General features: G+C 61.5%; 13 protein-coding genes. 6 read left to right on the top strand and 7 right to left on the bottom strand.

The genetic code is table 11. From position 1 onward, the window contains the following. The first annotated feature begins 72 nt into the window (after nucleotides 1-72). The 4 genes from ACI3L3_RS13265 to msrA all read left to right on the top strand — a co-directional run bounded on the left by ACI3L3_RS13265 (nucleotide 73) and on the right by msrA (nucleotide 3,983). Entirely contained in the window at nucleotides 73-594 is a 522-nt protein-coding gene (locus ACI3L3_RS13265) for a TRAP transporter small permease (protein ID WP_404845619.1), read from the top strand. A 27-nt stretch (nucleotides 595-621) separates the two neighbouring features. Continuing rightward, nucleotides 622-1,920 (top strand): TRAP transporter large permease, encoded by a 1,299-nt coding sequence (locus ACI3L3_RS13270; RefSeq protein ID WP_404845620.1) that lies wholly within the window; start codon nucleotides 622-624, stop codon nucleotides 1,918-1,920. A gap of 21 nt (nucleotides 1,921-1,941) precedes the next feature. Next, nucleotides 1,942-3,162 carry an L-serine ammonia-lyase gene (locus tag ACI3L3_RS13275; protein ID WP_404845823.1) on the top strand — a complete coding sequence of 407 codons (1,221 nt, stop codon included), beginning with the start codon at nucleotides 1,942-1,944 and terminating at the stop codon, nucleotides 3,160-3,162. A 290-nt stretch (nucleotides 3,163-3,452) separates the two neighbouring features. Beyond that, nucleotides 3,453-3,983, top strand: coding sequence for a peptide-methionine (S)-S-oxide reductase MsrA (msrA, locus tag ACI3L3_RS13280; protein ID WP_404845621.1), 531 nt, complete (start codon nucleotides 3,453-3,455; stop codon nucleotides 3,981-3,983). 67 nt (nucleotides 3,984-4,050) lie between these two features. Here the strand turns inward: msrA and ACI3L3_RS13285 are convergent, their stop codons facing one another. After that, a complete protein-coding gene (locus tag ACI3L3_RS13285) occupies nucleotides 4,051-5,709 on the bottom strand; it encodes a PAS domain S-box protein (protein ID WP_404845622.1) in 1,659 nt (552 codons plus the stop codon). Nucleotides 5,710-6,070: 361 nt separating this feature from the next. Here ACI3L3_RS13285 and ACI3L3_RS13290 point away from each other — a divergent pair, with 361 nt between their 5' ends. Beyond that, on the top strand, nucleotides 6,071-7,372 hold the full coding sequence (locus ACI3L3_RS13290) for an OmpP1/FadL family transporter (protein WP_404845623.1): 1,302 nt from the start codon (nucleotides 6,071-6,073) through the stop codon (nucleotides 7,370-7,372). A 279-nt stretch (nucleotides 7,373-7,651) separates the two neighbouring features. Here the strand turns inward: ACI3L3_RS13290 and ACI3L3_RS13295 are convergent, their stop codons facing one another. Further along, on the bottom strand, nucleotides 7,652-8,551 hold the full coding sequence (locus ACI3L3_RS13295) for a LysR family transcriptional regulator (protein WP_404845624.1): 900 nt from the start codon (nucleotides 8,549-8,551) through the stop codon (nucleotides 7,652-7,654). Nucleotides 8,552-8,793: 242 nt separating this feature from the next. Here ACI3L3_RS13295 and ACI3L3_RS13300 point away from each other — a divergent pair, with 242 nt between their 5' ends. Beyond that, nucleotides 8,794-9,228, top strand: coding sequence for a PACE efflux transporter (locus ACI3L3_RS13300; RefSeq protein ID WP_404845625.1), 435 nt, complete (start codon nucleotides 8,794-8,796; stop codon nucleotides 9,226-9,228). A 183-nt stretch (nucleotides 9,229-9,411) separates the two neighbouring features. On the opposite strand, the gene ACI3L3_RS13305 is transcribed toward ACI3L3_RS13300, so the two are convergent. The 5 genes from ACI3L3_RS13305 to ACI3L3_RS13325 form a co-directional block, all read right to left on the bottom strand. After that, complete coding sequence (locus ACI3L3_RS13305; RefSeq protein WP_404845626.1) at nucleotides 9,412-11,844, bottom strand: cyclic nucleotide-binding domain-containing protein; 2,433 nt, start codon at nucleotides 11,842-11,844, stop codon at nucleotides 9,412-9,414. Nucleotides 11,845-12,897: 1,053 nt separating this feature from the next. After that, nucleotides 12,898-15,072, bottom strand: a complete 2,175-nt coding sequence (rnr, locus tag ACI3L3_RS13310) for a ribonuclease R (RefSeq protein WP_404845627.1) — start codon at nucleotides 15,070-15,072, stop codon at nucleotides 12,898-12,900. Between the two features lie 222 nt (nucleotides 15,073-15,294). Continuing rightward, a complete protein-coding gene (gene lpxK / locus ACI3L3_RS13315; protein WP_404845628.1) occupies nucleotides 15,295-16,365 on the bottom strand; it encodes a tetraacyldisaccharide 4'-kinase in 1,071 nt (356 codons plus the stop codon). A 42-nt stretch (nucleotides 16,366-16,407) separates the two neighbouring features. After that, entirely contained in the window at nucleotides 16,408-17,118 is a 711-nt protein-coding gene (locus tag ACI3L3_RS13320; protein WP_404845629.1) for a Bax inhibitor-1/YccA family protein, read from the bottom strand. Nucleotides 17,119-17,258: 140 nt separating this feature from the next. Beyond that, entirely contained in the window at nucleotides 17,259-18,185 is a 927-nt protein-coding gene (locus ACI3L3_RS13325) for a calcium/sodium antiporter (RefSeq protein WP_404845630.1), read from the bottom strand. Between the last annotated feature and the right edge of the window lie 52 nt (nucleotides 18,186-18,237).

An 18,237-nucleotide genomic window follows, 5' to 3' on the forward strand; every position in this document is an offset into this window, starting at 1 on the left:
TCCATGCGAGGCGCGGGCGGCGGGCGATTGCCCGCCCGCCGCCACCCCTGCCTTCTTTCAGGGGGAGACGCTGTGACTTTTCTCGATAATCTGCACAATTATCGCTTTTGGCGGAACCTGAACCGGTTCCAGAAGTTCATGATGGCCACGTCGAGCATCCTCATCGTCGCCATGATTTGCATCGCCGTTGTGGCCCGCTACATTTTTGAATCCGACTTTTATGGCTCTGAAGAACTCATCTCCATGGTGGCCTTTTGGCTGTACTTCATGGGCGCGGCGCAAGGCAGCCACGACAAGAGCCAGATTTCCGCAGACATTGTGTCCTGCTACATCAAGGGCGATAAGACCCGCCGCATCATGCACATTGTGACGGACCTCGTCACCTTGGCTATCTGCCTGCTTGTGACCGTATGGGCTGTGCAGTTTGTGGCCTGGGGCTTCAAGATGAATCCCAAGTCGCCGGTTTTCCGTTTGCCCATGCTTATCCCGCAGTGTGCTGTGGGCCTCGGCTTCATCCTTATGTCCTGGTACCACCTCGTGTATCTGGTGCAGGACATCCGCACCCACCTGAAGCTGGTCCGTCAGGGCAGCTAACAGGGTTTCAATACAGGGAAGAGAGCAATGACCATCGCCATAGCCATGTCCATCCTTGTGGTGACGCTGTTCATAGGCGTGCCTATCCCGTTCGCCTTTTTCAGCTCCGCTGCGTATCTCATATATACTGGGGGCTACGACCCCAGCTTCCTGCTGCCGTACGGCTTTTCCAAGATGAACTCCATCGTCCTGTTGACCATTCCGCTGTTCATTATGGCGGGTGGCGTCATGGACAAGGGCCGCATCGGCGACAAGCTTGTTGACGTTGTGGATACCATCGCCGGACGCATCCGCGGCGGCCTCGGCGTTGTGACCGTTATCACCTGCGCCATTTTTGGCGCGGTGTCCGGCAGCTCCTCGGCCACGGTGTCCTGTATTGGCTCCATCATGATGCCCAAGCTCAAGCGCGCGGGCTATCCCATCGGCCACGCGGCGGCGCTGCTCGCCTCCTCCGGCGTGCTGGGTATTTTGATTCCGCCGAGTATGCTGATGATTTTGTACGCGTGGATGGGGAACCAGTCCGTTTTGGCCTGCTTCCTTGCCGCGTTTACGCCGGGCCTTATCCTCACGGTCCTGCTGTCCGCCGTGAACCTGTTCCTCTTGCGCAATAATAAGGACATTGAGGTCCGCCCCCACGAGCCCATTGGCGAAACCGCCAAGCTGTTCGTGTCCAAGAGCGCCAAGGCGTCTCCGGCGCTGATGATGCCCGTCATCATCCTTGGCGGCATCTACGGCGGCTTCATGACCCCCACCGAGGCGGCGGCTGTAGCCGTGATCTACGCCATTCCGGTGGCGATGTTCATCTACAAGGGCCTGAAGGCGCGCGACCTCGTGGCAACGCTTATCGAGTCCGCCACCACCACGGGCGTTATCATGGCCATGATGTTTGCGGTGATGATTCTCTCCCGCCTGTACATCATGGAGAACCTGCCCGATCAGCTCATGGGCGTGCTGACCGCAGTGTCGGAAAACCCAATTATCATCATGCTGATGATCAACGTGTTTATGATCGTCATGGGCATGCTGATGGACGACGTGTCCGGCGTGCTGCTTGGCACGCCAATCCTCGTGCCCTTGGTGACGCAGCTTGGCGTGGACCCGGTGCACTTTGCCGCCATCATGGGTGTGAACCTTGGCCTTGGCAACGTCACGCCGCCCACCGCGCCGCTTCTGTACCTGTCTGGCCGCATTGCGGGCGCGCCGGTGAACAAGATGATGAAGCCCACCATTTATCTTATCCTGTTCGCCTGGGTGCCCACGCTGCTCATCACAACGTATATTCCCGAAGTGTCCCTTGGTCTGGTACACCTGCTCATGGGCAACTAACGGACGCGCAAGGAGTTGATGATGGAATCTCTTCGGGAACTGTATCGCATTGGCGTCGGACCTTCCTCCAGCCACACCATGGGGCCGCGCAAGGCCGCGGAGCGTTTTTTGGCCGCACACCCCGAGGCCGCCCGTTTTCGGGTGACGCTGTTCGAATCTCTTGCCGCAACGGGCAAGGGCCACCTGACGGACTGGGCCGTGAACGACGTCCTTGGTGAGGACCGCACCGAAGTGGTGTGGAAGGCTGAGGAAAAGCTCCCCCAGCATCCCAACGGCATGCGCTTTGAGGCGCTTGACGAGGACGGCGCCGTGACCGGCGGCTGGACCGTGTACTCCGTTGGCGGCGGCGCCATCCGCGAGGAAGGGCAGGACGCCTCCGCCGGGGAGCAGGTCTACGACCTGCCGGATATCGCCACCATTATGGCCATGTGCCAGCAGAAGGGCATCGCGTATTGGGAGTACGTTGAGCAGTGTGAGGGCCCTGAGATATGGGACTTCCTGCGCGAGGTCTGGACGGTGATGGAAGCGGCGATACACCGCGGCCTCAAGGCGCAGGGCGTACTCCCCGGCTCCATCGGTCTGCGGCGGCAGGCATGGAGCTACTACCGCAAGACCAAGCACTCCGGGCTGGATATGCAGCAGACCGGCAAGGTGACGGCCTACGCCCTTGCCGTCTCCGAGGAGAATGCGGGCGGCGGCGTTATCGTCACCGCGCCCACCTGCGGCGCGTGCGGGGTGGTCCCGGCCGTGCTCCATTATCTGAATGAAATTCACGACGACCTCGACGAGGGCGATATGCTCAAGGCTCTTGCCACGGCAGGCCTGTTCGGGAACGTCATTAAACATAACGGCTCCATCTCCGGCGCGGAGGTTGGCTGTCAGGGCGAGGTCGGTTCAGCCTGCGCCATGGCCGCTGCCGCCGCGGCCCAGCTTATGGGCGGCTCTGTCGGCCAGATTGAATACGCCGCAGAGATGGGACTGGAGCATCACCTTGGCCTCACCTGCGACCCGGTGGACGGGCTGGTGCAGATTCCCTGCATTGAGCGCAACGCCTGCGCGGCCACGCGCGCTTTGTCCCGGGGCCAGATGGCTATCCTGTCCGACGGCACCCACCGCGTGCCCTTTGACGAGGTGGTCGAGGTCATGACCCAGACCGGGCACGACCTGCCAAGCCTGTACCGCGAGACGTCCACGGGCGGCCTTGCCAAGGCGTACGGCAAGCGTGTGCTCGGCGCAAAATAAAGCCCCCCGCCGCATCCTGCGCGAGTGATGCGGCGGTTTCGCACCTCCACCACGTTGGAGCATTGCGCCCGTCCGGAGCGGTTGACGCCGCCACCCGGACGGGCGCTTGTCTTTTCTGGGCGGGCGTTTGGACGCGTTATGACGCGGGGCGCGGGCCGTGCTATACTCCGGCAGGGCATATGACCCATGCAGAGGAGGAGCCTATGGGCGTTCGGATGGTAGTGGCGGCGATGTGCATGGTGATCCTTGCGGCGGGAGCCGCGTGGACCGCGGAGCAGGAAGGAGACGGTATGACAGCGCAGACAGCAGTGGCGACCTTTGCCGGAGGGTGTTTTTGGTGCCTCGAATCGCCTTTTGATAGCGAAGAGGGCGTGCTTGAAACGCTGGTGGGCTACACCGGCGGCGAAACGGAGAATCCGACGTACGAGCAGGTGTCGTCCGGCGGAACCGGGCACGCTGAAGCCATCCAGATTACCTATGATCCGTCCGTTGTAGGGTATGACAGACTGCTTGGCATCTTTTGGCGCAATATTGATCCGCTGGATGCGGGCGGGCAGTTTTGCGACCGGGGGAGTCAGTACCGCAGCGCCATCTTTTATCATGACGAAGAGCAAAAGCGCCTTGCCGAGGCCTCGCGCGATGCCCTCGCCGCGTCGGGCCGTTTTGACGGGCGGATTGTGACGGAGATTGTTCCTGCGGGCGCTTTTTGGCCTGCGGAGGAGTATCATCAGGACTACTACCGCAAGAACCCCATCCGGTATAAATTCTACCGCTATGGCTGCGGGCGGGATAACCGCCTCAAGGAAGTGTGGGACAAATAGCGCGGCGCAGTGGCAGCACATGATGCAGCGGCCCCGGACGGAAACGTTCGGGGCCGCTGTGCGTTTTTTAGACGTCGTCGGGAGTTTGGGACAGCAGCTGGGTGCCAAGGCCGGTGAGGAGCCAGTCCAGCGAGGTGCCGGTGCGGATGCCCACGGTCACCAGCCAGTCCGGCGGCACGCGGCGGTTCTTTTTGGCGTTGGAGATGGACGCCGAGGAGACGTTCAAGAACGCGGCGAGTTCCTTGTAGGTGGCGCTCTGGGTGGCGGTTTTCAGGCGCTCCAGCACGCGGGTGGGCGAGCGCAGCAGCTTGGCGCGCGACAGGTCGCGGACCGTGACGTACATGCGCGGCTCGCCAAAAAACGTGTCGTTGTAGTGGGCGCGGATGAACACCGTGGAGAACCTGCGGCGGCGGTAGCGCACGTCGCATTCAAAGCTGACGGGGCGCTTGCGGGAGAGCACGCGGCGCATGGCCTCCTGCGCGCGGGGCAGGTCTTTGGGGTGCAGCAAATCCACAATGGAGGTGATGTCCTGCACGCGGCCGTCCTCGGTGGCGCCAAGGATGGGCTGATGGCGTTTGGATGTGGCGGTGCGGATGATGCGGCCTTCGGAATCAATGACGAGAAGGGAGTCCGTGCCTTGCTCCATCAGGCTGTGCATGTAGGTGGTTTCCTTCTCCACCTCGTCCGTGATGTCCTTACAGATGCCGATGAGGCCGATGATATCCTGCGAGGCCTCGTCAAATACCGGGCGGCGGACGATGCGGTACCACTTGTCCTCTCCGGTAAAGTGGCGGGCCAGCGGTGTGGTGATCTCGCGCCGCTCCTGAAAGACCTGAATGGCGGTCTGGATGAGCGGGCGCGACAGGTCCTCCGGTAGAAATTCCGACTCCGTGCGTCCGGTGATGTCCGTGCGGCTGAGGCCGAAGGCGGCGCAGTAGGCGTCGTTGGCGGTGACGATGCGGTGGTCGCGGCTCTGCACCCAAGCGATATCCGGCAGGGCGTGGACCACGGGGGAGAAGTCCTTGGACAGCTTGTTGGTATGCGGAAAGCCGCTGGGCAGAAAGTAGCCGGAAAAGGCGCGGATGCGCCCGGAGGCGTCGCGCACGGGATGGGCGGTGTACAGAAAGCTGATGGGCGCGCCATTTTTGCAGCGCAGGGTCACCTGTCCGCGTTCAATGCCGCCGCGGCGGAGCATGGTTTTGATGGTGCGGCGGTCTTCTGGGCTGTAGTAAAGCTCGCCCGTGTTGGTGGCGAGGACTTCCTCACGCGTGTAGCCGCACATGGAGCAGATGGCGGCGCTGATGTCGAGGATGGCGCCGGCGGGCGTAATGGTGAAGCCCATGGCGCTTTCGTCTTCGTCCTCGCCCAGCGGATGCAGGGGCTTGCCCTGCGCCACAACAAGGTTGGACTGGCCTGACGGAGTGAGGATTTCCATACCCTGCCAGCGCAGTTGGCGTACGCCCGACCCGTCGCGCGTACGCATGCGCAGGACGAGTTCGGCCATGTGGGTGGTCTTGGAACTGCTGGCGATGGTGCCCTTGAGCGCGGCGACTTCCGATGGTTCGATAAGCTCGAAGATATTGCGCCCGAGGATTTCCTCGCGCGCTTGTCCGCGCCTGTCGAGATAGGCGTCGTTGACGTAGAGCACGGTGCCGTCGGGCTGAAAGATAATGCCGCAGTCTTCACTGTTGGACAGGCCACGGCTGTAGAACGAAAGGGCGTCCAAGGCGGTCTCCTTGTGGTGCTGCGTTGTGCGTGGTTGGCGCGGCTCATGCGCCTTGCGCCTGATGGGGCGCGCGGGGGGCGGCAACGGGGGCGGCGTCCTGCCGCTGTTACCGTCATGCCGTACGCTCCGGGGGCGCTTTGGCGGCGCATGACTCGGCGCGGGCCATGCGCGAACGCCCTGCACAGTGCCAGAGAGTTCATAAAAAGTGAATCGCCTTTCCTCCCCTTCATAAATCGTGAATGTAAAATGGCGGGGTGTGCCTTGCATAAAAGGTTTTTTGCGGTACTGTACCGCGCCTGTCATTAAGCGCGTGCGCGCGCAACCGTTTGATATTCTACAGAGAAGTGAGAGGGGGAAAAGAGTGAAAAAATGTCTTGTGGGGCTTATTCTCGCCCTGTTGTGTGGAGCAATGCTTGGTGGGACGGCGTTTGCGTCCGGCTACGGCATCTATGAGTGGAGTACGCGGGGCAACGCCCTTGGCGGAACGCTTATCGCCCGCGCCGACGACCCGAGCGCTGTGGCCTACAACCCGGCGGGCATCACCCAGTTGCCGGGCATCAACACCATGGCGGGCCTGACCGTTATCGCGCCCAACGCCGAGGTGAAGATGGCCAGCGGCGACGGCAACGGCAAGGGGGCGGATGCCGCATGGGCCATCCCGCACGCCTACTACACCCATCAGTTGAGCGACACCGCATGGTTTGGCGTTGGCACCTTCTCCCGCGTGGGCCTTGGCACCGAATACGTGGACGACGAGAACTGGGCTGGCCGCTACAACTGTTCCTACGCGGGCATCAAGTCCACCTCCCTGAACCCGAACCTCGCCATCAAGGTCACGGACAAGCTGTCCGTTGCCGCGGGTGTGGAGATCGTGTTTTTGGAGTTTGCGTTTGATAAGGCGGCGGACCTTGATGCTAAAGCAGGCAGTTCCGCACCTGATCCCAGCTCCAACACCACAGACGTGAAGTCCAAGACCCGCGCTCAGGGCTGGGCACCGGGCTGGAACCTTGCCATGCATTATAAGGCCACGGATTGGTTGTCCCTTGGCGCTGTGTACCGCAGTCAGGTGGATATGACCGTTGACGGTAAGACGCATTTTGACGCCAATCCTGGTGCAGCTGCGATGATTAGCGCTATCCCATCATTTAAGGCTGCCTTTGGCGACCGCACTGATTCCAAGGGCACCGCCCCCATTCCGGCGTCCACGTCATTCGGCATCATGGTCAAGCCCATGGATAAGCTGACTGTCGAAGTCGACGCCGTGCATACGGACTGGAGCTCCTACACGGACCTGACCTTCGAGCATGAAAATCCTGCCCTCGGCACTGTTGGCAGCGACAAGAACTGGCGCGACACCTGGCGCTACCAGTTCGGCGTGGAATACGCCATGCGCGACTGGATGGACCTGCGCTTCGGCTACGTGTGGGACGAATCCCCCATTGTTGACGACCACGCCGACTACGCCGTGCCCGGCAACGACCGTCAGATTCTGACCGGTGGTGTGGGCATGCGCTTTGACGAGTGGACCGTGGACCTGTCCTACGGCTACCTCTGGATGAAGGGCCGCGATATCGAAGCCCGCCCCGATGAGGGCGTGTTTGAATCCGAGATCGAAGACGGCCACTCCCATATGGTGGGCTTGTCTGTGAGCTATGCGTTTTAATTTGTGATGCCGGACCGCTGAAGCGCTTTCTGCCACTGCGCTTCGGCCGGGACCTCTCCGGTATGTTGCGGGGATGGATGCTACGTGCGTCCGTCCCCGTTTTTGCGTGCTGAGGGCGAAAGCTGTGAGTGAGGAGGGGTGATAGTCCCCTTGGCAAGGTGGCGGGGCACCGCGTGGGAGGGGAGCCTGGGCGGTGCAAGAATGGCGCGTGGCGACGCTGTATGCCGCAGGCGGCATCCGTACGGCGCTTTGGGCTCCACATCGCCGCGCATTCCGCCGCTATTCTTCCGGGGCCTCCGTGGGCAGTCCCGCAAGGGTGCGCTGCAGCCAGCGGGCGGCCGGGCGCAGGGTGCGGCCTCGCGGCCAGATGAGATAGATGGGCGCGGTGATGGTGGCGCCCTTGAATTCCACGGGCAGTTCCACCAGCCGTCCGGCGGCAAGGCTCTCCTGCGTGAGGGACGTGGGCAAAAAGGCCCAGCCCACGCCGGATTCCACAATGCTCCGCACAATGTAGTAGTTTTCGGCCAGCCACACCGTGTTGCCGATGACCGCCTTTTCGTCGAGCCGTTCGCCGCCGCGGCTGGTGGGAATGACCTCGCGGTAGGCCGCAAGGTCGTCCACGGTAGGCCCAATCATGGCGGAGAGCGGATGCTCCGGCGCGGCAACAACAGTGAATTCCAAATTATGCAGCAGACGGAAGTTGAGGGACGTTGGCGCGTCCTGCCGAAGCGGCGTCATCAGCCCAATTTCCGCGCGCCCGGAAGTGACGAGTTCCGCCACGTCACCAAGGGCGGCGAACAGGCATTCCAGCTCCACATGGGGGAATGTCTGGGCAAAATCCGCCAGCACGCGGTTCAGAACGTCCGGTGGGGCCATCTCGTCTGTGGCGATGGTGACGCGGTGCTCCATGCCAAGGGACAGGGTGCGGGCGCGCTCCTCCATCTCCGCCCCGCGTGTGACGATGTGCCGGGCGTCGCGCAGGAGGGCGTTTCCTTCCTCGGTAAGCACGGGCAGCTTGCCGCTGCGGTCAAAAAGGTCAACGCCGAGGTCGATTTCCAGATTCATAATGGCTGTACTGACGGCGGACTGCACTTTGCCAAGGCGCCGCGCCGCCGCTGAAAACGAGCCGCTTTCCGCCGCGGCGATAAAGGCTTTGAGATGTTCAAGGTTGAGACTCATGCCCACATCCTGTAGAAGGTTCATCCATCTTGATTCGAGATGGTATCTGACTGGATATTGCCTGTAAACACGATATACAGTCGGGTTGTTCGCACGGGATAACCGCGAACACTCAACGCCGGAGCCCCCGGCGGACCCACCCCTTCCTGATGAGCCAAAGCGCTGCGAGCGCGGCATTGCCGCGTCCCGTGACAGGCGGGGTGCGCACAACGCGACAATTTTTCAAGCGAGAGGAATATACAATGCGTACGACAAACGACCGTCTGCGCCACGCGGTTCTCTTTGAACTGTTTGGCCTGCTTATCGCGGCTCCCATGGCCGCATGGGTGACCGGAAAATCCATTTCCCACACAGGCGTTATGAGCCTGAGCCTCAGCCTGTCCGCCATGGTGTGGAACTGTGTGTACAACTGGGGCTTTGACCACATGCTGGTGTGGATGAAACGCCCGCTGCACAAGCGCCCTGTGTGGCTGCGCTCCGTGCACGCGCTGCTGTTTGAAGTCACTTTCCTGCTGCTGACGCTGCCCGGCGTGGCATGGTGGATGGATATGCCGCTGTCGCATGCCCTTGTCATGAATATTGGCTTCTCCACCTTCTTTATGGTGTACGCCTTTGTGTACAACTGGGCCTACGACATTGTGTTCCCCTGCCCGTCCGCGGCGCAGGCCGAAGCTTAACTCGGGCTTTTCTTGGTGATGCAAAAGCGCCCCCTCCTGGTGGAGGGGGCGCTTTTTTTTTGAGTTTCGCAGGTTCAAGGCGTTGCCCTTAGAATCCCAAGTGCGGTCAGAACGTGCGGGTGTGGAGGGGATGCGGCGTCTCTGTTGCGCTTTCGGGGGGGGGCAGTGAGAGGTGACGCCGTGTTAGGTCATCAGGTCGCGGACCTTGGCATTGGCGTCGGCCACGCGCTCGGACAGCAGGTTGACGATAAAGCGGTGAATGGCCGCAGTGAAGTGCGGCGCCTTGGCTTGCAGCTTGTGCAGGACCGTGGTGGACAGGCGGTACAGGGTGCAGTCCTCCGCCGCGATGATGGTGGCCGAACGCGGGGCCGAGGTATAGATGCCCATCTCGCCGAAGGCGGTGCCCGGTCCCATTTTTTTCAGGCGCAGAATTTTGCCGCCTTCCAGCTCCAATTGCACGTTCACCATGCCGGTTTCAATAAAGTACATGGCGTCTGACGGGTCCCCCTGCCGGAACACGGGCGTGCCCTTTTTAATCTGCACCTTCTTGAGCACTTTCATCAGCAGGGGAATATAGCGCGGTTCGGGGAAGACGGGCCGCAGAAGCTCCGCCAGGGGCTGACTGTCCACGGTTAGGGCGTCTTCGGCGTCGAGGATATGGTCCTCGGCCCATTCAAGGGCGTAGTCCAGTGAGGTGACAGTGAGGGAGTGGCGTTCCGGATCGTTCAGGATGCATCCCGCGCCCTTGAGCTGTTCCTCAAGCTCAAAGGGGATGTTGGTGAACACCAGCATAAAGCTGAACTTGCGCGCCATCTGCTGGAGCTTGGTGAAGGAGAGGGCCACGGAGGAGTCCAGCCCGCCGATAAAGGTGAAGTCGAGGAGCAAAAAGCGCAGGGGGTTGTGCTCTCTGTCGCGGATGCGGGAGTGGATGTGGCGGAGCAGGCCACTGATGGTGCCCAGAAAGATAAAGCCCTGCAAGGCGATGACGTGAATCTGGTCGCCTTTTTCCTTGAGGATGCGGAACTGTGAGGGCGCGCGGTCCACGTTGCTGTGGAAGGTTGCGCCGGACATTTCGTGCTTGACCACGCTCATGGAGCCGTAGCGTCCGGCAACCACCAACAGCGCGAGGGCTGCGCCAATGCCTGCGCCGACAAGGATGCCAAAAGCGCAGGTGAGGAGAAAGATGAGGACAAGCAGGGAGTAGTCGCCCTTATGCGTAAACTGCGTGCGGGTGGAGATGAGCCAGCGCCACATCAGGGACAGACCAAGAGCGAGGAGCAGACCCGTCGGGACAAAGCGCGGAATGTACGCAATGGCGTAGTGGATGCCAAACAGCGCGCCTGCGCAGGTGAGGGCGGCAATGATTCCAGCGACGGCGCCGCGTGCGCCAAGGGCCTTGTTGCTGAGGCTGCGCGATAGGGCGTAGGTGGCAGGCACGCCGCCTAAGAGGCCCGTCAGCAGGTTGCCCATGCCCATACCGAGGTATTCGCGGTTGATGTCCACGTCGCGGCCAAGGGCAATTTCCATCTGCGTAATTTTGTACATGGTGCCAACAAGGATAAGCCCCGTCAGTACCACGATGTAGCCAACGTTGCTGACAATGGCCGCAAGGTCCACGTCATGAACAAGGGATGAGGAGTAGATGTTCCAGAAGTGGTCCTGCGCCATGGGGGCAAAAAGCCAGCCCTGCATGCGCGCTGTGTCAAGGTCCATCCCAAAGGCGAAAAACGCCGCGTGCGCGCCGCCTATGGCAAGGAGCATCAACGGCAGAATAAGCGCGTCCCCGCGCCTGAGGCGCATAGCAATAAACAGCACCAGCCCGAAGGCCGTAGGCGGAATCCACATCAGGCAGGTGGATTCGTCAAACAGCCGCAGCAGCAGGTCCATCCCGGTCCCGGAGCACCCAACCACAAAGGCCAGCGTGTATTTGATGACATAAAAGCCCACACCCGCCGCCATGCCCCCGATGGCCTGAATGGGGACAAAGCGCAGCCAGTCGCCATTACCCACGCCGCCAACGGTCCACAGGCACAGCCCCACAAAGATGGTGAGGACCATGGTGGCCGCAATCAGGGTGGTGCGCACGACGATGGGCGCCGCTGTGTCTGGCAGGGCGGCGTGCACCCCGCCGAGGTACAAAAACAGCAGCAGGGCCACAATGGACTCCGGCCCGGCAAGGGCAAAGGCAACGCCGCTGCGCGAGGCGATGACCAGCCCCACCACGGTGGCGCTGATAAGAGTGATGCTGAGGGCGTGGGCGAAACTATTGGCCGTCGGCACCTGCGAGGAAATGAGCAGGGCGGCGGCAACGCAAAACAGAATGCTCAGCAGACCGGAGAACACCCCGGCAAAGAGGTTCAGCCCGAAGTTGCCCTGAAAGATATGCACCGGTTCTACTTCGGCTTCGGTGAGCAGTTCATGCGGGGCATTGGAGGGCGGCGGGACCGCTGAGGCGCGCGGCGTTGCGTCTGGAATCATGTCGTCCAGATTCAGTTCACCGGCCTCGGCTTCGGCCATAACCGGGGCGTCGCACGACGGGCAGGCAATGGTCTGCCCGAGCGATTTTTCGGAAACGGTGTGAGATTGCCCGCACTTATTGCAATGTACAACTGCCACGGTGCTGACTCCGTCTGAGTGGTTAAAGGCCAAATTTCAATCAATATAGCCTGTTTGCGGAGCAAAGTGCAACTCGTGGTGTGGAAAAAGAGTTGGCGCGGGAGCGCCGCGTACATGCAAGGCGCGGCACCAGTCGTCCCTTGCGGGGAGTGAAGGGGCGCTGGGGAACACCCCGTACCGCCAGAACCTATTCCGTATGTTCCCGGACAGAAGGGTTCCCCATGTTCCGGGGTGTACAGAGAGAACAGGTGGGGCAAGAACAGGAAAAGGGCGCGCAGGGCCAAGAACCCAATGCGCCCTTCCGGCCGAAGCCGGAAGGGCCGCAGGGCACACCGCGGCGGAGGGATGGCCGCGGCGTGACAGCATTCGTGTGATGGAGGTATGGAGGTAAAAGACCGGCGCAAAGCGCCGGATGGTTCCATGTTCCGCACGCGCCGCGTGGCTGTTTGGAGGACGGTGCGCGGCGCGTGCGGGAAATGGGTGTGACCGAGGTGGGAGCCCGGTCACCAAAGAGTGGGATACGGATTGGCTCTATGCGCCAAAACTGCTGGAGTGCTTCTTGGATTCGAGAATGTGAACACAGGCTGTACCCAAAGGAGGGAGGCCCGGTCGCCAGCAGTATGAGGGCTTTTATGAGCGTAAAGACATCCAGAGTATCCAACATGGCTTTACGTCGAGGTCGATGGGGCTCATCGTTCGCTCGTGGGTTCTATGTAGATATTTTCACATGGCATGGCAAGGGGTTTGTTCACTTTTTTAGTAGAGAAAAAAGATTCATAAAATACGTATGGTTAGCGAAAAGTGAACACTCATTCCTAACGACTTCTGCGCAAAGGCTTCAAAAAACTCCAACAAAAACAGTCTCTTACAGTGTCGTTTGGACGACGCAGAAATTTTGTGATCGCGATCATTAAGTTATATAATTCACATAATGTCGAGCGTTGCTGAATTCTGGCGTGTGGTGGGGTTTTGGTGGCGCTGCGGGCTGGCGCAAAAAAACGGGCGGGAAGCGCACTGCGCATCCCGCCCGTCGTGGTGGCAGAAAGAGTGAGGCTAGGACTCGACGAGTTCCAGATTCACCTCAAGGCGCGACAGGTTCACGTCGCGCAGGAAGACCCGCACGCTCTGGCCTATGCCAAAGCGTTTCTTGGTGCGTTCGCCCCAGATTTCCTGACGGTCGGCCATATAGGCGTAGTAGTCGTCCTCCAGCGTGGAAAGGCGCACAAGGCCTTCGGCCATGACTTCATTCAGCTCCACCCAGAAGCCAAAGTCCGCCACACCGTTGATGATGCCCGTAAACTCCGCGCCAACCTTGTCGCGCAGGAACAGGATGGTCACGCGGCGCAGGATTTCGCGCTCGGCCTTCATGGCCACACGCTCACGGGCGCTCAGGTGGTCGCCAAGGTCGGCAAGGGTGTCAAACTCCGGCGCAGGCACATCGCCAAAGCCCAGGGCCGCCTTGACCGAGCGGTGGATGACAAGGTCGGCGTAGCGGCGGATGGGCGAGGTGAAGTGGCAGTAGCAGTCCGAGGCAAGGCCATAGTGCCCCTCGTTTTCCGGGCCGTAGCTGGCCTGCATCATGGAGCGCAGCACAAGGCGGCCCACAATGAATTCCATATCCGTGCCCTCGGCGGCGGCAATGAGGTCACGCACGGCCTGCGGGGAGGGAGACGTGGGAATCTTGGACCCAAGCTCGGTGCGCGCCAGCATCTTAAAGACGGACTGGAGCTTCTCTGCATCCGGCGAGGGGTGCACGCGGTAGAGGCAGGGCATGTCCCGGTTCTCCAGAAAACGCGCAACCGCCTCGTTGGCGGCAATCATGAACTCCTCCACAATCTGGTGGGAGAAGGTGCGCGCCTTGGGCTGGATGTCCGTGGCGACGCCGTCCATGTCGAAAAAGATTTCCGGCTCGGGCAGGTCAAAGTCCAGCGTGCCGCGGTCCTGCCGCATACGGTTCAGGATGCGGGCAAGGCGCTCGGCGTCCTCCAGCATGGGAACAACGTGGCTGACGGCGGTGCGTTCGGCCTCGTCCTTGTCCTGCAGGATGCGGTGCACCTGCGAGTAGGTCAGGCGCGCATGGCTGCGGATAACGGCGGGGTAGAACGTTTCGCCGCTGCACTGGCCGTCCTTGCCGATGACCATCTCGGCCACCATGGCAAGGCGGTTGACGTTTGGGTTCAGACTGCACAGGCCGTTGGAGAGCGCCTCCGGGAACATGGGTTCCACGGACTGGGGGAAATAGTAGGAGTTGCCACGCTCGATGGCTTCCTTATCCAGCCCGCTGCCCGGCCGCACATAGTGGCTGACGTCGGCAATGGCCACCCACAGGCGGTAGCCTTTGCCCTCGGGGCGCACGCAGATGGCGTCGTCAAAGTCGCGGGCCGTTGCGCCGTCAATGGTGACCAGCGGCAGGTCGCGCAGGTCTTTGCGGCCTGCGAAGTCCGCCTCGCTCGGTTCAACGGGCAACTGTTGCGCCTCGGTCAGGGCGCTGTTGGGGAATTTGCGCGGCACGCCGTGCATCATCTTCACCAGCCCTTCCTGAACGGACACGTCGTCCTCGGCGCCTAGGGCCTCCACGGCGTCACCGGCCCACAGCTTGTGGTCCAGCTTTTCACCGGGCAGCACGGAGACAATGTCTCCAAGCGCCGGTTCTTCGTCCAGCGGCTCCGTGTCGCACATAATGTTGAACTGGAGCTTGGTATCCGTGGGGTGGGAGATGAACATGTCCGGGCCGAGGCGCTTGATGAGGCGTACCGTAATCTTGCGCAGGGAGCGGTCCAGAACGCGGACGATGCGGCCTTCCGGGCTTTTGCCCTTGCGGGCGGCGGGGATGACGGCGGCAACCACGCGGTCGCCGTTCCAGGCATCGCCAAAGTTGTTGGGGCTGATGAAAATATCCTTGCGGCGCTTGTCCTCGGGGAGGAGGAAGCCAACGCCCGAGCGCTGGACTTCCAGCGTGCCCGTGACAAGGGACATGCTTTCGGTCAGGCCGTAGGCGCCGCCCTTGGTGCGGATGATTTTACCGTCGTCCTCAAGGGATCGCAGCAGGTCTTTGAGCGCGCGCTTGGCGCCTTTGCCCTCCTGCAGGCGGGAGAGGATTTCGGCGATGCGCATGGGGCGGCCGACATCCTTGAAGAGCTTCAGCAGATTGCGGGGATTGATGCCGCGCTGGGCGGGACGTGTGTCCTCGCCGGACCGGGAACGTCTTTTCTTTCGTTTACTTGCCATAATGGTTTTATCGTATCCTTTGGATGTGAAATTTTGATGTCGGGGGAATCCGGCATTCTTGTACTGTGCTGGTCTGGGCGCGCTGTGTCCAGCCGTTTGGGCGTGTGGGCAGGGACGGCGCGCCGCGTGTGTGGTGGCGGCGCGGCCAGCGTGTGGCGGCGGATGAAGGGCCGGGGCCCGTTTTGTGTGGCGGCGCTGCGGACGGCTGCGCCGCGCGGGGCGTTAGTCGCGGGGGCGGAGGATGGTCCACCATTCTTCCCACCAGTTGGGGAAGGTCGTCTCCGCGAAGTAGGCCGGACCAAACTCCAGCGTGTGGTCAAAGGTCCACAGGTTGCGCGGCTCAAAGCGCGCCAGCTTCACGGCGTCCTTGGCCGTGCAGAGGATGTGGCGGATGTTTTTCAGGTTCGACTGGTTGCGGATTTCGTCCCAGTCGCGCTGGGTGTAGGTGTAGTGGTCGTCAAACCGCAGGTGCAGTGACGGACGGTCTCCCAGCAGGATTTCCGTGGTCTCCACCACTTGGTCAGGCTCGCCGACGCCGGTGACGAGGGTGTAGGGCGCGCCGCCAAAGGTGCGCGCGGAGTCGGCAACATCCAGCCGCTTGATGCCAAGGGGCTTGAAGGAAAAATTGAACACCGGCGCATTGTACTTGGCGAGGCGTTCCTGAATAAGCGGTTCCAGCGACTGGAACTCGTCCTCCTGACATTTGATAAGGAACGCGGCGGCGCGGGTGAGGGCGCCTTCATCCTCGCGCCACGATCCGGCGGGAATCACCGAGTTCCATTGGTCGATGAGGTCCTTGGGGCGCAGCAGCACAAGGTCAAGGTCGCGCTGCACTTTGAGGTGCTGGAAGCCGTCGTCCAGCAGAAAAAGGTCGGGGCGGAACTCGCGCCATGCCCATTTGGCGGCGCGGGTGCGGTCCGGGTCCACAATAACGCGCGACTCCGGGCACGAGCGCGCAAGGAGCAGGGGTTCGTCTCCGGCTTCCTGCGGCGTGCTGTCCGGGGTGACGAGGTAGTGCGGACCGGGCGGATTGGCCCCATAGCCGCGCGTGAGCACGGCGGAGCTGACATCGTGGCGCTCGCTCCAGCGCATCAGCCATTCCGTCAGCGGCGTTTTGCCACTGCCGCCCCAGCCGATATTGCCAATGCTGACGCAGGGGCGCGGGGGGCGGTGGGAGAGGATGCGGCCATGTTCATACCATTCGCGGCGGGCGCGCATGAGGCGTGCGTAAAGGCGGCTGGGCAGATAGAGCAGCGGGGCGAGAGTCTGTTGCAGAGAGAGTAGGTCGCTCATAGATAAAAAAAGGGGGTGGCACTGCGCCACCCCCGGGAAGGCTTAGTCTCGGGAGGCTCCAAAGAGCCTGAGGAGCATGAGGAACAGGTTGATGAAGTCAAGGTACAGGGTCAGGGCGCCAAGGATGGTGCCGCGGCGGATGGCGGTGTGATCGCCATGGGGCGCGGACTCGCCCATCATGCGCAGGCGCTGGGTGTCATACGCCGTCAGACCCGTGAAGATGACCACGCCAAGCACGGAAATGCCCCACTGCAGCGCGGAGCTGCCGACGAAGATGTTCACGATGGAGGCAATGATGATGCCGATGAGGCCCATGAACAGGAAGCTCCCCCACGAGGTGAGGTCCTTCTTTGTGGTCATGCCATAGACGCTCATACCCGCGAACATGCCCGCGCAGATGACGAAAGTCATAAAGATGCTCTGGCCGGAGTACACCAGCAGAATGCTGGACAGGGACAGCCCCATCAGCGCGCTGTAGGCCAGGAACATGCCCGTTGCCATGCCGGCGCTCATGCGCTGGATGCCAGCAGACAGGAAAAGCACCATGATAAAGGGCGCGAAGATGATGACGTAGCCCATGATGGACCCGCCAAAGAGCAGGTTCAGCATGGCGGGGCTGGACGCCGTAAGGAAGGCGCACAGCGCGGTGACGCCAAGGCCAGCGGCCATCCAGTTATACACGCCACGCATGAACGCATTCACGCCCTCGATGGAGCGCGTCTGCGAGCTGCTGACACTACCGAATCTGTTCATTGTATGTCCTCCTTGAGGATATTTGAGGCGTTTTACGTATGGGTGAATCTAATACCGATTGCGCAAACTGGCAAGTGCCACCGGATGGTACGGCGTAGAATGTGGCGAAAGTGCAGGGTTTTTCACATCGCGCAACTGTTCTACAACAGCGAAGGGACCCAGCGCACCAGTCCAAGCAGCAGCAAAAGCAGTCCTTCCTTGCGGCTGACCTCCCAGCCCGTGCGGATGCACAGCAGCACAATGGCCACGGAGCCTACCAGCATAAGTAGGCTGGTGGTGGCCGCGCCGGAAATGGCCAACGGATGCAGCAGGCTGGTCAAACCGAGCACGCCGCAAAAGTTAAACAGGTCCGAGCCGATGAGGTTGCCAAGGAGCATATCGTTCTTGCCGCGGACCGACGCCGCAAGGCAGGTGACAAGCTCCGGCAGGCTGGTGCCTGCGGCGACAATGGTCACGCCAATGGCCCACTCCGAAACGCCAATGTGGCGCGCCAGCTCTGTGGCCGCATCCACCATCAGGCTGCCGCCGAAGGACACGCACACAAAGCCCACCAGTAGCTTGGGGCCGTCCAGCCATGTGGCGATACGTTCGTCACAGGCGGGTTCTTCGGTGTAGGCGGTCTTGGGACGCCGCAGAATAAGCACAAGGATGTATGTGACAAGGGTGCCCAGCAAAAGTGTGCCGTCCAAGCGGCTGAGGGTGCCATCCAGCGTGGTGAGGGTGATAAAGCCCACAACGCCAAGCAGCAGCAGGCCATCACGCTTCAGCACGGGTTTTGCCGCGGCAATGGGGCGCAGCATGGCCATACTGCCGAGGATGATGCCAAGGTTGAAGATATTGGAGCCAACAACATTGGACAGCGAAATATCCGACAGCCCCTTGAAGGCCGCGGACGCGGTGACCAGAAACTCCGGGGCCGACGTGCCGATGGCAACAATGGTCAGGCCGATGATCAGTTCCGGCACCTTAAAGCGGCGCGCAATGGCCGCGGCGGCGTCAACAATAACTTCCGCGCCGAACCAGAGCAGCGCGGCGCTTATGAGAATGAACACGAACTGAATGAGCATGAAATCCTCAAGAATCAGGTCCGTCCGGGCATGCCACAGGCAGAGGGCGGGC

This window comes from Desulfobaculum sp. SPO524, from assembly GCF_044987625.1.
GTDB lineage: Bacteria > Desulfobacterota > Desulfovibrionia > Desulfovibrionales > Desulfovibrionaceae > Desulfobaculum.

Bases quoted from the DNA above. Each gene is read 5' to 3' on its own strand.
- ACI3L3_RS13270 (WP_404845620.1), top strand. From the start codon at position 622: ATGACCATCGCCATAGCCATGTCCATCCTTGTGGTGACGCTGTTCATA.
- ACI3L3_RS13275 (WP_404845823.1), top strand. From the start codon at position 1,942: ATGGAATCTCTTCGGGAACTGTATCGCATTGGCGTCGGACCTTCCTCC.
- lpxK (WP_404845628.1), bottom strand. From the start codon at position 16,365: ATGAGCGACCTACTCTCTCTGCAACAGACTCTCGCCCCGCTGCTCTAT.
- ACI3L3_RS13320 (WP_404845629.1), bottom strand. From the start codon at position 17,118: ATGAACAGATTCGGTAGTGTCAGCAGCTCGCAGACGCGCTCCATCGAG.
- ACI3L3_RS13300 (WP_404845625.1), top strand. From the start codon at position 8,794: ATGCGTACGACAAACGACCGTCTGCGCCACGCGGTTCTCTTTGAACTG.
- rnr (WP_404845627.1), bottom strand. From the start codon at position 15,072: ATGGCAAGTAAACGAAAGAAAAGACGTTCCCGGTCCGGCGAGGACACA.
- msrA (WP_404845621.1), top strand. From the start codon at position 3,453: ATGACAGCGCAGACAGCAGTGGCGACCTTTGCCGGAGGGTGTTTTTGG.
- ACI3L3_RS13295 (WP_404845624.1), bottom strand. From the start codon at position 8,551: ATGAGTCTCAACCTTGAACATCTCAAAGCCTTTATCGCCGCGGCGGAA.
- ACI3L3_RS13325 (WP_404845630.1), bottom strand. From the start codon at position 18,185: ATGCTCATTCAGTTCGTGTTCATTCTCATAAGCGCCGCGCTGCTCTGG.